11 protein-coding genes are annotated in these 15,517 nt (G+C 54.4%); 6 read left to right on the top strand and 5 right to left on the bottom strand.

Annotated features, from left to right (window positions below):
- Positions 1-981: 981 nt before the first annotated feature.
- Positions 982-2,913 (top strand): ATP-dependent nuclease, encoded by a 1,932-nt coding sequence (locus G5306_RS13815; RefSeq protein WP_421313000.1) that lies wholly within the window; start codon positions 982-984, stop codon positions 2,911-2,913.
- A 13-nt stretch (positions 2,914-2,926) separates the two neighbouring features.
- On the top strand, positions 2,927-4,678 hold the full coding sequence (locus G5306_RS13810) for a UvrD-helicase domain-containing protein (protein ID WP_421312999.1): 1,752 nt from the start codon (positions 2,927-2,929) through the stop codon (positions 4,676-4,678).
- 123 nt (positions 4,679-4,801) lie between these two features.
- Here the strand turns inward: G5306_RS13810 and G5306_RS13805 are convergent, their stop codons facing one another.
- Entirely contained in the window at positions 4,802-5,443 is a 642-nt protein-coding gene (locus G5306_RS13805; RefSeq protein WP_127006522.1) for a hypothetical protein, read from the bottom strand.
- A 118-nt stretch (positions 5,444-5,561) separates the two neighbouring features.
- Positions 5,562-6,938, bottom strand: coding sequence for a cysteine--tRNA ligase (gene cysS / locus G5306_RS13800; RefSeq protein WP_106843960.1), 1,377 nt, complete (start codon positions 6,936-6,938; stop codon positions 5,562-5,564).
- Between the two features lie 212 nt (positions 6,939-7,150).
- On the opposite strand from cysS, the gene G5306_RS13795 reads away from it, so the two are divergent.
- The 4 genes from G5306_RS13795 (at position 7,151) to G5306_RS13780 (ending at position 12,900) form a co-directional block, all read left to right on the top strand.
- Positions 7,151-7,648, top strand: coding sequence for a peptidylprolyl isomerase (locus tag G5306_RS13795; protein ID WP_033115878.1), 498 nt, complete (start codon positions 7,151-7,153; stop codon positions 7,646-7,648).
- Positions 7,638-8,435, top strand: a complete 798-nt coding sequence (locus G5306_RS13790) for a DUF4269 domain-containing protein (protein WP_216953311.1) — start codon at positions 7,638-7,640, stop codon at positions 8,433-8,435. Before G5306_RS13795 ends, G5306_RS13790 begins: the two co-directional genes overlap by 11 nt.
- Complete coding sequence (lpxH, locus tag G5306_RS13785) at positions 8,432-9,187, top strand: UDP-2,3-diacylglucosamine diphosphatase (protein ID WP_421312998.1); 756 nt, start codon at positions 8,432-8,434, stop codon at positions 9,185-9,187. Before G5306_RS13790 ends, lpxH begins: the two co-directional genes overlap by 4 nt.
- Before the next feature lie 278 nt (positions 9,188-9,465).
- Positions 9,466-12,900, top strand: a complete 3,435-nt coding sequence (locus G5306_RS13780) for an ImpA family metalloprotease (RefSeq protein WP_421312997.1) — start codon at positions 9,466-9,468, stop codon at positions 12,898-12,900.
- A 177-nt stretch (positions 12,901-13,077) separates the two neighbouring features.
- Here the strand turns inward: G5306_RS13780 and nrfD are convergent, their stop codons facing one another.
- The 3 genes from nrfD to nrfB form a co-directional block, all read right to left on the bottom strand.
- Positions 13,078-14,031 carry a cytochrome c nitrite reductase subunit NrfD gene (gene nrfD, locus G5306_RS13775; RefSeq protein ID WP_421262829.1) on the bottom strand — a complete coding sequence of 318 codons (954 nt, stop codon included), beginning with the start codon at positions 14,029-14,031 and terminating at the stop codon, positions 13,078-13,080.
- Between the two features lie 69 nt (positions 14,032-14,100).
- Positions 14,101-14,769, bottom strand: coding sequence for an Nrf-like electron transfer protein NetC (netC, locus tag G5306_RS13770; protein WP_421312996.1), 669 nt, complete (start codon positions 14,767-14,769; stop codon positions 14,101-14,103).
- Positions 14,766-15,386: a cytochrome c nitrite reductase pentaheme subunit gene (nrfB, locus tag G5306_RS13765; protein ID WP_005346804.1), complete on the bottom strand. Its 621-nt coding sequence runs from the start codon at positions 15,384-15,386 to the stop codon at positions 14,766-14,768. The genes netC and nrfB overlap by 4 nt, the downstream gene beginning before the upstream one ends.
- Positions 15,387-15,517 lie beyond the last annotated feature (131 nt).

The following is a 15,517-nucleotide window of genomic DNA, read 5'->3' as shown; positions in this document are numbered from 1 at the left end:
CAATGAATCCGTAAGATATTTGGCGGCGCCTGTTGGCCCCTTTTCCCAAACCAAGGTCAACGGCGCAATGTGGCAGCGACAGTCAGGGGCGGTAGCGTCTTTAACGGAGACCAGCCGGTCTCCCGCCCCTGCGCCAAGGTAACCGTCCCCTCTCCCCTTGCGGGAGAGGGCCAGGGTGAGGGGTCACCAACCCCGTTGGCATGACTTCGCCAGCAGGGTCGGTAGGGTCGATTAGCGAAGCGTAATCGTCCGCGCTAACTCTCTCCTTGCGGGAGAAGCGTAGGATGCACCAAGCGCAGCGCATTGCACCGCGGTAACCGTCCCCTCTCCCCCTGCGGGAGAGGGTTAGGGTGAGGGGTCACCAACCCCGTTGGCATGGCTTCGCCAGCAGGGTCGGTAGGGTCGATTAGCGTAGCGTAATCGTCCGTGCTAACCGCTCCCCTTGCAGGTGAAGCCCATGACGCAATCCGCCAAGCCTGACGCTGCAAGCAACCCCGCGTCGAATTGAGGTGCAATTCACTTCGTTCATTGCACCCTACGGTATGGGACAAACGGGCTCACCCCGGCGAACAACAGGGGGCAACAGCCAACCCGCAACACCGAGGCCGGTAAACAGACGTAGGGTGCAACAAGCGCAGCGCATTGCACCGCGCTAACAGCCCCCAGCCTATTCGGGGCAAAGATCGGGCGGGTTGTTGTCTCGCTGCCAGCCCATCGCCCACCCCATGGCGAGATCAGATTGTCGCACCTATGCAACAGACTTCATCAAGATGGTTGCATAGGTGAAAAAATCATGGTCAATACAACGACAAGCAGCAGATGTCCCTATCGGGGAACGGTTTTATATTGAAGGCCCGATAGTGAGTATTTCACAGTAATAACACCTTATTTCTCGAACGCCCGATTACGCTTCGCAAAACGAATATACAGCCCTCGTCTAAAACTATCGACTTTTTATAAACTAATTAAGCAGGAATCAACATGTATTTACATGAACTAAATGTTCAAGGATTTCGTTGTTTCAATGAAAACTTTAAAATCCAACTAACAAATGGGCTAAATGTAATAGTAGGTGAGAATGGTGCAGGAAAAACAGCAATAATAAGCGCTATTAGACAACTCTTTCACGACTCTGAGTCTGGAAGATACAACATCAGCAGTGATGATTTTTTCAACTCCTTCGAGTCAAATGATAATCCATACCAATTCTTTTCCATTAAAGCAGAATTTGATGATTTAGATTTAATTGACAAAGTGGCATTACTCCCGTGGGTTGGTTCAAAAAAAACCGCTCACTTAAATTTACAAGTTGAAAATAAAGAAAGGTTTGGTCGTTTTAAAAGAGTGATTTGGGGCGGTAACTCACGTAGTTCTCAGTTTGACCCAGAACTTTTAGAGCTCATCCAATGTGTATATTTACCGCCTTTACGTGATGCAGAATTAAAGCTATCCAATGGCCGTCAATCACGTTTATCAAAATTACTTAAAGCAATAAACCATAAAGAACTCATGAGATGCAAAAAGAATGGAAAGTTACATCCACTTGAGGAGAAAATAAAAGATTTTAATACATCTCTTGCAACTGATGATGGCCTGAGCATAAAACACGCAAATGAATTGATAACAGAAAATCTCACAAAAGCAATAGGTTATCATTTTGGGCAAAACACAAGCATTCAGTTTGCTGAAACTGATTTCACTAGGATTGCGGAAAGTTTAACTTTATTGTTTTTCCCTAATTTATCAAAAGATGATAGAGAACTATTCAGAAACCTAAACCAGAACAGTTTAGGATATAATAACCTATTATATATTGCATCAATTCTTGCAGAGCTCACACTGAATGATGGGGATGATGACCAGCCTCTTTTAAAACTACTTCTCATTGAGGAGCCTGAGGCTCATTTACATCCTCAACTACAAATTAGGTTACTAAACTACCTAAAAAACGTCGCTGAAAATAACAAAAACGTTCAAGTTATTGTAACTACCCACTCTACTGTTTTGGCTTCATCTGTTGACATTGAATCTATCATCCACTTATCAAAATCTCATAATCCTGTTGCAACCCCATTAAAGAATTGTGGACTAAAGCCAAATAGCACTCAATTTATTAACCGTTGGTTAGATGTCACAAAATCCAATTTGTTATTTGCAAGTGGTGTTATTCTTGTTGAGGGTATTGCAGAACAAATGCTACTCCCTGCCATTGCCAGAATCGTGCTTAACGATCAAGAAAATGGAAAGAATAGCCTTGAGGACTTAGGAATTTCAACAATCAATCTTAACGGAATATATTTTCAACACTTCATGCAGCTATATTGCAATATCAAAACCTGCGACGATGAAGACACTGAACACTGTAGTATCCCGATTAGATGTGCGGGTATAACTGATTTAGATCCGCCCAAGAAAATAAAAGTTAAAAACACAAATACAGCAACCGAAGATGAATCACAAGAAATTGATGTTGACTTCATTCCATATGAAGGAAATTTAATGCATGGAACAAATCATGCAATAAAGCTGGTTGAATCAATTAACACCTCAACCTATGCTAGATTGTTCGTTAGTAAATATAAGACTCTAGAATATGACCTTGCAATGGAGGGGAATAATGCAGCACTAATGTCTGAAATAATAGCCTCTCTGTGGCCTAAACCTATAAGTGGTAAAAGTTCAATAATTGATGAATTCACAGCAATGTCGAGTGAGGATTGGACTAAAAAATCACAGGAAGAAGTCGCCATTGCAGCACATAAAATTCTTAATAGAATTGATGATGACAATATAGGAAAAGGCATGTTCGCCCAAATAATGACAGATAAAATTCAAGAAAACCCACAGAATTTCTCTGTCCCAAATTATATTAAAAATGCCATTCTATGGGCATCATCATTAAACACCATATAGGAATTTGATGTTCATGGAATTTACTGAAGAACAATTGAAATATATCAATTCCAGTATTAATAAACACACCTTTTTAGAGGCATGCCCCGGTAGTGGAAAGACTGAGGTGGTTTCTGCAAAAGTAGCAAAAGAAATTAGTTCTTGGGGTCAGTATCCCGGAGGAATTGCAATATTATCTTTTACTAATAGCGCTACCGATGAACTGACGAACAGAATCTCAACACATCTATTGCAAGCAAAGGTAATGTTCCCTCACACTCTCGGAACATTTGATAGCTTCATCTATAAAAATATTGTTTCCCCATTAGTAACAGAGTTGACAAAATATGTAGAGGAAGGAAATGATGCATCAATAAAAATAATTGATACATCTGTTACTTTGGGTTATAGAACAAAGTATAGTTATGCTCAGAGAGGAAATATATATGCCCATCACTTTTCTTTTGACATGAAAAGCGATGGAATTATATTTAACACTGGGGATCCGATAACAGATAAAGCTCTAAGCAAACTGACTCTAACCGACTGGCAAATTAAAGATTTTCAAGACACTAAATTAAGAATGTTTCAAGGGGGATTTGCTACCTATAAAGATATTGAATATCTAGCTATCATGGCTGTCAATGACAGCAAGTTCCAACAATATTTCGAGTTACTTGCAAAGCGCTACCCATTGATTATTATCGATGAATGCCAAGACCTATCAGAAGAGCAACTAACTATCCTTCAAGCTCTTGCAAACAATGGGGCCACATTGCATTTTGTGGGGGATCTTCATCAAGCCATCTATGGTTTCCGCGATGTTGAACCAATTAAAGTTACAGAGTTTGTTACTAACAATGATTTTTTACACTTAAAGCTAACTAGAAATTTTCGTAGTTGCCAAAATATAATTAACGTTTGTGCCAAAATCACCGGCCGCTCGGATATAATAGGAAATATATCTTGGCTCGAACCAAGATGCATAGTGATGCAATATGATGTCTGCCCTACAGAGCTTGTGAGCAGCTTTGATAAAATATTTTCTCAATTCGAGAACAACGTAATTTTATCAAGAGGACACTCTATCCTGCAAAAGTTCCAGACTAATATAGAAAAGTTAAAAAACATACAGAAACTAGCTCTGTCCATCAAATTATTTAATATTGATGACCCTGATGACCTGAATACATCCATACAACTTTTCTCCGAGTTTATTAGTCATCACCTTAAGGAAAGTTATAGACCTAATAGTTTTAATTGTCCTCAATCAATCTCTTCCAATCTTATGTGGCGAAAATTTTTATGTGCTTCATTGAACTATCTTGTAAATCATGATCTAAAAGCCATGGATAAATCATGGTCTGTATGGACTAAACTAGCAAAGCAATTTATTCACTCCCTATCAAAACAAAAATTTTGCTCTGAATTAATAGCCAAATCGATATCTAGCTTAGATGATGTAAAGTTAGTTTCTCCTTCCGGATTATCAGAAGAAGAAGTAACAACTACATTAGGCACAGCGTTCAAACCAATGATTTCATACCGAAAATCAACAATTCACGGAGCAAAAGGTGAAACACATGACGTCACAGTCGTCATATCATCGCCACAAGCAGGCAATGACTCTAACTGGCTAAATTGGATTAAATCTCCAGATACTGAATCAGCAAGATTTGCTTATGTCGCGTCATCTAGACCTAAACATTATTTAATCTGGGCAGTAAAAAAACTAAAGGATCCTGAAAAAAACAAACTAAAAAGCATAGGTTTCTTCATACATTAAAATGCCATCAAGCATCCCACCTGAAATTTTTTATAATACTGTAATTGTCCATATAAAAACCGCAGCCTTGAGCTGCGGTTTTTATTTCTATTCCCCAAACACTTTCTCTCTCAAGCCAAAACCCTATTTCCCCAACCCCTTGCACTGCTCTCCCCCTGCGGCGGGATAGGCGGTGAGCGTCTCGTAGAGGGCGGCGCGCAGGCTGCCGGATTGGCAGAAGTCGCAGCTGCCGCCAGCGTCAATATCGGTGATGCGGGCGCCTTGCGGCCCGTCCTGTACCAGATAGGTGCTGACAAAACGGTAGGTGCCGCTGGGGGCGTCGAGCGGGGTACCCGGCTCGCCAAAGGTGAAGCGCACCTTGACCTCGCTGCGATCCCGGCTGCCGGCGATGGCGCGCGACGAGAGGATCTCCGAGCCCAGCAGGTTATCCCAGGCGTTGGGCAGGAAGGGGTTGCCCTCGACAAAGGGGGGCTTCTCGTCGGGGGCCTCGCGGGTGGCGATTTCGCGCGCCTTTGAGGCGGCATTGAGCAGGCAGAGCAGCTCGGGGGAGACGATAGTGGGCAGCGCGCCGCCAAGATCGCTCTGATAGAGGCCACTCGGTTTGACTTGGCGCTCCCAGTCAAGAAACTGGGCCACCTTGGCCTTGGCGCGGGCACTGGCGGCCGGATCGAGTTTGCCGCTGGTGGTGGTGCCCGCATGGGCCGGGGCGATCAGGGCCGCCGCTGAGAGAGCCAGTGCCAGCACGGGCCAGCTGGATATCTTCATGGTGCCATCTTCCTTATGTTCGCTTGCATGGGCCGCGCCTTGAACCAAGCGCTGGGCCCTGAAAAAAAGAGCGCAGCCCAAGGGCTGCGCTCTGCGTCAGATCGTCAACCGGCGGCCCTTAGGCACGGCGCCAGCTGGTCTTGCCGGCGCTGTCTTCCAGCACGATACCCATCTCGGTGAGACGGTTACGGGCGGCATCCGCCGCGGCCCAGTTCTTGTCGGCACGGGCCTGATTGCGCTCGGCGATCAGGCGCTCGATCTCGGCAACCTCTTCGTCCGCCTCATCACCCTTGAGGAAAGCCTCGGGGTCTTGCTGCAGGATGCCGAGCACGGCGCCCAGCTCGCGCAGACGGGCGCCCAGCGCGGCGGCAACGGCCATGTCTTCACCCTTCTGGCGGTTGATCTCGCGCACTAGATCGAACAGGGCGGAGTAGGCTTCCGGGGTGTTGAAGTCGTCGTCCATCGCTTCCTTGAAGCGAGCCACCTGCTCGTCACCACCGGCAGCGGCGGCTGCCGGCAGATCGCGCAGGGCGGTGTACATCCGCTCCAGCGCGGCGCGGGCTTGCTTGAGGTTATCTTCCGAGTAGTTGAGCTGGCTGCGGTAGTGGCCAGACATCAGGAAGTAACGGACGGTTTCGGCGTCGTAGTGAGCCAGCACGTCGCGGATGGTGAAGAAGTTGCCAAGGGATTTGGACATCTTCTCTTTATCCACCATCACCATGCCGCTGTGCATCCAGGTGTTGACGTAATCGCCACCGTGGGCGCAGCAGGACTGGGCGATCTCGTTCTCGTGGTGCGGGAACTGCAGATCGGAGCCGCCGCCGTGGATGTCGAAGTGGTTGCCAAGGTGCTTGGAGTTCATGGCGGAGCACTCGATGTGCCAGCCAGGACGGCCCGGGCCCCAGGGGCTTTCCCAGGTCGGCTCGCCCGGCTTGGACATCTTCCACAGCACGAAGTCCAGCGGATTGCGCTTGGCATCCACCACGTCGACACGGGCACCGGCTTGCAGCTGCTCCAGATCCTGACCGGAGAGCTTGCCGTAGTCGGCGTAGGATTCGACGATAAACATCACATCGCCGTTATCCGCCACGTAGGCGTGCTCTTTTTCCAGCAGGGATTGCACCAGCTCGATGATCTCTTCGATGTGCTGGGTGGCGCGCGGTTCGATATCCGGGCGCACCATGCCAAGGGCGTCGAAGTCGGCGTGCATGTCGCCGATCAGCCGCTCGGTCAGCTCGTCGCAGGTCACTTGGGTCTCGGCGGCACGCTTGATGATCTTGTCATCCACGTCGGTGATGTTGCGCACGTAGGTGAGGTCGTAACCGGCGTAACGCAGGTAGCGAGCCACCACATCAAAGGCGACGAAGGTGCGGCCGTGGCCGATATGACAGTGATCGTAGATGGTGACACCACACACATACATGCCCACCTTGCCCGGGTGGATAGGTTTGAATTCTTCTTTTTGACGAGTGAGTGTGTTGTATATCTTCAGCATCTTCTAACCACTGCCTGTGAGTAAAATGGTTGGTCATGATACCCCGTTCAGGGGCAGAAAACGAGGCAGAAAACGTGGCCAATCCCGCCTGCCAGCACGGTTACGGCGCCAGAGAGACTATGCCGCCAGCCCCTGATGGGCTAGAATTGCCACCACTTTATGCCATACACCTGCGGGCACTTCGTCGTCCGCATCAAATGAAAGGACATATCATGGTCACTCTGCACACCAATCACGGCGACATCACCCTCACCCTGAACGCTGAAAAAGCCCCGGAAACCGTGGCCAACTTCCTGCAATACTGCCGTGACGGTCACTACGACAACACCATCTTCCACCGCGTCATCGACGGCTTCATGATCCAGGGCGGCGGCTATGCCCCGGGCTTTGAAGAGAAAGACACCCGCGCCCCCATCAAGAACGAAGCGGCCAATGGTCTGTCCAACAAGATCGGCACCATCGCCATGGCTCGCACCATGGAGCCGCACTCTGCCAGCGCCCAGTTCTTCATCAACGTGAACAACAACGACTTCCTCGACTTCAAATCCGCTACCACTCAGGGCTTCGGCTACTGCGTATTCGGTGAAGTGACCGCCGGTATGGACGTGGTCAACAAGATCAAGGGCGTCAAGACCGGCAACTACGGCCGTATCCACCAGGACGTTCCGACCGAAGACGTGGTGATCACCAAGGTGACCCTTGCTGACTGATCTCTGCCGACTCGGCACTGACAAAACTGCGGCCCCGGCCGCAGTTTTTCCATCTGCCTCCTCCACTGCCAGCCCAAACTGGCGCCGCCTCGACTATCTGGCCCACGGCAACCCGCGCCAGCGCTCGGCCCATGCCCTGCTCACCGCCGGTGTGTGGGATGAGCTGGCCGCGCAGTGCGCCGATATGGCACTGGTGAGCACGCTCGCCATCGGCCTGGATCGGCCGGGCAGCGATCTCGATATCCTCTGCCAGCATCCAGATCCCGCCGAGTTTGCCGCTACTTTTGCAGAGCAAGGCTGGCAGGCGAGCGACAAAGGCGACAATGTCTGGCTGCTGGAGCGCACCTTTTCCTGCCTCGAGCAGAAGAGTATCGATAGCGATTGCTACAAGAGCGATGCCTGCTGGCTACTGGAGCTCTATGTCACCCCAGCTCCCATCGAGATGCAGAACGGCTGGCGCCACCTCACCTTGATGGCGGCCCTGCTAGAGCGTTTTGGTGATGCCTTCTACCGTGACGTGCTACGTCTGCGCCTTGAAGAGGGACTAAAAGGGGAGGCGGCCATGTGCCGGTTGCTGGGGCTGGAGGGCGATCCTTATGAAGCGCTGCTGACGCTGGAGGGATGCAATCTGGCCGAGCTGTCATGGCAGCCGCCATCCCGTGACGATATCCATACCTCAACTAGCGCGATGGCGCCCGCAGCACACGATCCGTCCCCTGTTGTGTCTACTATCTCTGCCACCCCTGTTTGCCCTGTTTCGACCGAGAGCCCGATCCCCACATCATGAGCACCCTCTTTATCAGTGACATTCACCTCTCTGCCCAGCGGCCCGATATGACCGCGGCACTGGTGCGCTTTCTCGAGCACGACGCCCCCGGCGCCGATGCCCTCTATGTGCTGGGGGATCTCTTCGAATTCTGGATTGGCGATGATGACCCCAATCCGCTCCATCAACAGATGGCCGATGCCTTTTTGGCCCTGAGCCAGCAGAACGTGCCCATCTACTTTATCCACGGCAACCGCGACTTTCTGCTGGGCCAGCAGTTTGCCAAGTGCGCGGGGATGACCCTGCTGGGTGACCCTTGCGTGATCGACCTCTATGGGGAGCGGGTAGTGCTGAGCCACGGCGATCTGCTCTGCACCCTGGATGAGGGGTATCAGAAGTTTCGTCGCATCACCCAGCTCAAGTGGCTGCGCTGGCTCTTTTTGCGGCTGCCGCTCGCTCGCCGTCAGGCCATCGCCTGCAAGATGCGCGGCCAAAGCCAGATGGAAAATGCCCACAAGAGCCAGATCATCATGGATGTAACGCCCGCGGCGGTGGACGAGATGCTGCGCCAGCAAGACTGCCGGATGATGATCCACGGCCACACCCACAGACCCGCCATCCACGACTTCATCCTCGATGGCCAGCCCGCGCGGCGCATCGTGCTGGGGGACTGGTTCGAGCAAGGCTCGGTGCTGGTCTGTCGCCCCGGCGAGCAGCAGCTGGAGATGCGGGCGCTGGCAACGATCGACCCCGCCGCTCATCCATCCGTCTGACATCCCCCCTGTGCGGGTTGCAGGTAAAACCTGCGGCCCGGCGCCCCCCTGTAAACCCGGTGAACCGACGTAGAACGGCGAGTTCGGGTATGCCTATGGGCTGTTCGGCCCATCTGTACCGGTTCTGCTGCGCCAGCAAGGGCAGCAATCGACCAAAAAGCATGCAAGGTGCTGAAAATAAAGATAATTAACCATTCAATCAGCGTTGAAATAAACGAAACCGCTCATTAGACTACCGACTCCTCCCACCCGTCGTAACACAAGGAACGTATCAAACAATGAAAAAGACGGTTCTCACCCCCTTACTGGCGCTGTTGATCACAGGCTGTGGCGGCGGTGATGGCGAACAGGAAGAGACCCCTATCCGCCCCCCTATCACCCCCAATTATTTCGAGGCATCCAGCCAGAGCAGCGCGGGCGGACAGTTGAACCCCACCAGCCTGCGGTTGGCGGCGGGTGAACAGGGGCGCTTCTCGGTACAGGCTGACAGCGGTTACCTCCTGACCGAGATAAGCGGCTGTGATGGCACCCTGGACGGCCTCACCTATACCACTGGCCCCATGCGCAGCGATTGCCAGATCTCGGCCAGCTTCACGCAGGAGAGTGCAGCCGTCTATTTCAACGTCACCACCCAAGCTTCTCTGGGAGGCGCGGTCAGTCCCGACTACCTGCGCCTGAATGCGGGTGAACAGGGGCGTTTCACCGTGCAGCCCGAGAGTGGCTTCGTGTTGGCAAACATCACAGGGTGTGAAGGCACCCTGACGGGCAACACCTACACCACAGCACCCATGCGCGCCGATTGTCAGATCTCGGCCCGCTTTATCAGCGATGCCGCCAATGCGATTGCCCGGGAAGATCATACCCTTGCCAGCGAGCAATCCCTGAACGCCCATGCCCGTGCGACGATTGCCGACAGTGAGGCGCACCGCACCGAACTGGTTCGCAGCCTCTATCAGGGAATGGCACAGATCAGCTGGAACCCGAGCCACGACTCCATCACCTTTTCCAGCTTCCAGCCTGAGAGCACGGTGACCCTGCTCCCCTCCAACATCAATGGCAAAGGGGAGAGCGAGATCCGGGGGCTGGTGATGGTCTCCGAGCAAGCCGATTACCGTCAGGCTGCCATGGGGGCTAACCTGTTTTCCGTTGACCGCACCCCACAGAGCGAGGCGCTGCTCAAGGGGCTGATTGGCTGGCTGACCCGGGGCAAGGATAGCGATGGCCTGCGCATCCTCACCACCCAGATGCCTAGTCGCGCCGATAGCGTCTATTTTCCCCATAACGAAGGCATGCGGGACTGGCTCAAGGCGATCTATCCCGACAAGCACAGCATCAACCCGGCCAATACCTGCGATTATCAGGCGCTGAGCGACTGTATCGACACCATGGCGCCGGAGCTTATCGTGATCAGCGATATCGACCGCCAGGGGCTGGGGTATCAGGGGATCGCACAGGGGATTGCCAAGGCCAAAGCGGCCGGGATCCCGCTGCTGCTCTCCAACTATCGGCGCGATGCCAGCCCGCTGCTAAGCCCCCTCTATCTCGATATGGGGCTGGTCACCTGGGGCAACTACTGGTCAAAACTCAGAGCAAGTGATCTGGCAGTGACCTCCATCATGGCACCCGACCCCCAGCTGATGGCGGTCGATACCCTGCTTGGCAACCTTCAGGATCGCAACTTCACGACCCAGTGGCTCGATAGCTGCGGCGGCAACTTTATCAATTGCGGTGGCTCGGAGAGCTTCAACCAGCAGTTCAAGCAGGGGGCCGACTGGCTAAGAAATGGGGCCATCACCCTCGACAAGGCCGGGATCAGCCCCTTTGCTCGTGAGGGCGCGACACTGCTGCCCGCCACCCTGCTGCTGGCCGACAAATACCGTGCCGCCATCGACTACCCCATCGCCTGGGATGAGCATCAATCCTGGCAGCAGGCGATGTTTGCCGACTGGCTGGTGAGCTATGCCCGCACTCGTACCCCGGCCCAACCCGATCTGGGGGAGTACGTCACCGATCGCAGCAAGGTAGTGAAGGGACAAGCGGCTCACTATGCCTATCCCGCAACGCTCACCGACAGTCGGCGCATTGCGGTTCCCTACAGCGGGCAGTGGACCACCACCGGCTGGTATGCCCTGCCGGGACAAACCATCACCCTGAGACGCACCGATAACGCCGATGTGTCCGCTACCGTCCGACTCAACTACCACAGGCCCAACACCAATCGCGCCTATGAGCAGAAGATCTATCGAGCCCCGCTGGAGCTGACCACCGGACGACTGATCTTGGCCAAGGGGGGCCGCGTCACCTTCACCTCGCCCTATGGCGGCCCTATCTACCTCTATCTGGAAGGGGCGGCTGCATCGCTGGCCGTCCAGGTGAGCGCCACGGGCGTCACCCGTCATCCGGCCATCATGGATTTCAGTGATGAGCAGCAGATCCGCGAGTTCAACGAGCGGCTGGAACAAACCGAGCTGCCCCATATCGATCTGCGGGCCGATGGCGCAGAACAGCATCTGCGCCGGGATCGCTTCACCAAGGCGGTGGGGGGCGTCATCCCCGACACCAATGCCCTGCTCGACAGCATCGCCCGGGATCACATCAATGGTGTCTACACCCTGGCGGGCCTGAAAATTCAGGGCAAGGGGCTCGATGAGTCGCTGCCTGCGGATGTTAAAAACGCCTGCGTGGCACTGTTGGGGGAGGGGTGTCTCGATGAATCGCTCCATACCCGCACCATCATCCAGCATGCCAACTATGACCAGAATGCCCATTGCGGCAGCGGTTGCAGCGGCAACCCGTGGGACTCTTCCGGCAGCATCAGCCCGACCGGCTGGCTCGACAATCACGAACTGGGCCACAACCTGCAGACCAACCGGTTGAACGTGCAGTACGCTGCGGCAGGCGATGCCGACAACTGGAGTGGCTACGGCAGCCGGGCGGGGGAAAACTCCAACAACATCTTCCCTTATGTGGTGAAGTGGCGCGCCCATTATCTGAGAGATGGCAACACGGCGCCCATCAAGGATGGACACATGAATCACAAGGATCTCTTCTATGTGTTCATGTCTGATGCGGCGCAGGTAAGGGACAGGAGTGGCAACCGCCTCGTGCTCGGGGCCAACTGCAAGGTGCTCGATACCGGCGAGAGTCGCTACGAAGCCCCCTGGAAGAGCAATGCCTACGCCGTCCACAACGGCTATCGCATGGCGTTTTATATCCAGATGGCATTACGCGCCCACCGTATGCTCCTGACTGATGGCACCCGGCTGAACGATGGCTTCACTATCTTCACCCTGCTCTATCAGCATTCACGGATCTTCGGCGCGGCAGCCGACAGTGAAGCGCAGTGGAATGCCAACAAGGATAGGCTCGGCTTTAGCCTGTTCCCCTACTCGGGGCATGCGGTCTATGGCGGCAAACGGGTGCGCGACATACCGGGCAATGACTTTATGCTGGTTGCACTCAGTCGGCTCACCGGTTGGGACTGGCGCAATCATTTCGATCTGCTCGGCCTGCGTTACTCAAGCCTCGCGGTCGCTCAGGTGCAGGCCAACCAGCGTTATGGCAGCCTGCCGATGGGGATGTATGTGCTGGAGGATGACCTGCCCCCTGCCAACATGAGCGAAGGCGTCACATTCCTGCCGCTCTCTGAAAGCGACGGATCCACCCTCTGGCCCCGCAACAGCGGCTCGCCAAGCGCCTGCCCAACACCCTGAATCCGGTCATCACGATAACTACGACAAGCGCCCGGCTGGGCGCTTGTTGTTTATCCGGCCTTTGGCCCCATGGTGGATGCCGAGAAGGTTGGGGAGTCTGCGTGGAGAAGAACGAGCCGAAAATGTGTAAGCCTGTGTAAGGACTAAACACATCTCTGGCCCATCCACGCAGCAATGTTACAGCACCGTCATCTGACCGGCATAGAGGATGAAGTAGCGCAGCAGCAAGATCCCCACCAGGCTCAGGCTGCAGACCAGCACCAGGTGGGAGCGCTGGTGCTGGCGAGCTGGCGAGCTGAACAGCCCCAACAGTTGGGGAAGCAGGATGCCGATGCCAATCACGCCAAACCAGAAGACCTGCGACCAGAAGCCGCCGCCTATGGCCGCCCACATCGCTGCCTCCCGCTGGCCGCCACCGAAGTAGAGGCCGGTGAAGAAGCAGACCAGCAAGAAGATCTCGATAGCCACCATGGGACGCTCGAAGCGGTGCACAAAGCTCACCCCCTTGCTATGGCTGCTCTCCTTGAACAGAGTCACCGCCAGCAAGATGGTGGAGGCGACCCCTGAGCTGATACCGGATACCAGAAACAGCGCCGGCAGGATCGGGTTATTGAGCATGGGGTAGGTCTTGAGCGCCGAGAGCAGGAAGCCGGTATAGGCCCCCAGCAGTACGGCCAGCAACAACAACAGGGGAGTAAGCTGTCGCTCGATCTGTGCCATCTTGCCTATCAGGGTATCGATGAAGGCGAACCTGTCCGCCAGCAGGTGCCGCCGCAACCCCTCGATCTCGGCTCTGAAGACCACCGCCAGCCAGGCAAACAACACCGTCATATAGACCTGAAACAGCATGACCCCCATCGACATCACGGAATCGAACTGATAGTGGAACATCAGCTTCCAGAAGGTCCAGGGACGAGCCAGGTGGAAGATGAGGATCAGCAGCCCCAGTATCACGCTGAGCGGGGCCAGAATGGCGGTCGCCCTGATGATGCCGCTCTCGCTGCCGGCCCCGCGCTGGCGCAACAGCACCGAGAGGGTGACTGAACCGGCGGAGATCCCCAGCAGAAAGAGGTAGATGGCGATGGGACCATCCCAGACCAGTGAGTCGAAGTGAAATGCGTTATGCCACATGGTACATACCTCCCGTTTCGCTACTCACCATCTGCAGAGGGATACCGTCATGATGCGGGTTATGAGGACTCATGATTTTACCTCCCCTTTCGGTACCCGATACATCTTGGGCGAGGTGCCGAGGAACTGTTTGTAGCGATAGGTGGTTTCATGCACCAGCCGTCTGGCGATCGGGCTGTGAGGATCATCCAGATTGCCGAACACCAGCGCCTTGGTAGGGCAGGCTTCGACACAGGCGGGTTGCTTGCCGTTGGCCAGATTGGTTTTGCGGCAAAAGTCGCACTTGTCGGCAATGCGGGTGACCGGGTTGATAAAGCGTACCTGATAAGGGCAGGCCGCCAGACAGTAGCGGCAGCCGACACAGAGATCGGGGTTGATGTCGACGATGCCATCCTCGGCCCGGATATGGGATGCACCCGTCGGGCAGACATGCACACAGGGGGCGTTATCACAGTGCTGGCAGGACTTGCGGAAAAACCGGTACTCCTGATCCGGATATTCACCCACAGGGCCGGAGCGCAGGATCTGCAGGCGGGCTACCCCTTGTGGCACCTGATTGACTTCCCGGCAGGCATCCATGCAGGCGGTACAACCGATGCAGACGGTCTCATCGTGGATCATGCCGTAGCGTACCCCCCCGATGGTCATGCTGTTGGCCAGGGCGCGGGGCGACCCCGTCATCAGGATCAAGGCGCTGGCACTCATCCCCACCATAAACTCGCGACGGGTCGTGCTCATGCGCCCTCCTTGGCCGCGGCTTGCTGCCTGGCCTCATGCTGCTTGCTGTGGCAGTCGACGCACAGCTTGATGCGGGCCTTCTCGGGGATGCCGACCATGGGCTCTTTGGCCGGGTGCAACTGATGGCAGCTGGTGCAGGTCACGCGAGTCGCATGCACGTCGTGGGCCCACAGCGCCTTGCGCAGATCGTCGGGCTCATGGCAGCTCATGCAGACGCCGTTTTGCTGGCTGAGCGGGAAGGCATCGTCGCCAAAGCGCATCACGTCGACAATGCCACCACGCTGTTTGCGGTGCTGGGCTGACGGGTTGCCGTGACAGTTGGTACAGGTCACCGCTTCATTGGTATTGGGGTTGGTGACGCTGGCATGCTTGCCATGCATCCCCTCGTTTCCGTCGTGGCACTTGTCACACTTGGCGAAACGGGCGGCCGCTTTTTTCTCGGCTGCGGCTTTCTTCGCGGCTTTGGCCTGGCGTGCGGCCAGTGCATCGGCGGCACTGCTATCGGCCACAGTGCTGACGGCAGCAGACGCTGGTTCGACGGCGGTCGCTGCGAGGGCAAACTCGCTTGCACCCAGACAGATCGTGGCAAGCAAGGCCCACTGCATTATTTTTTTCATACTGGACTCCGGATCAAAGAGGTTCAGCGGCGTTATCCACCCCCTGACAAGAAAAAGAGCGACAAATACCTCCCAAAATGCCAGAAACGGGCAAGAGTCCCCCACCCACGACAGAGTGGGGGCTTGATCAA

The organism is Aeromonas sp. 603404, from assembly GCF_049171775.1.
Taxonomy (GTDB): Bacteria; Pseudomonadota; Gammaproteobacteria; order Enterobacterales; family Aeromonadaceae; genus Aeromonas; species Aeromonas veronii_A.
Note: the sequence above shows the minus strand (reverse complement) of the source record. Positions and strands in the feature narration are given on the sequence as shown.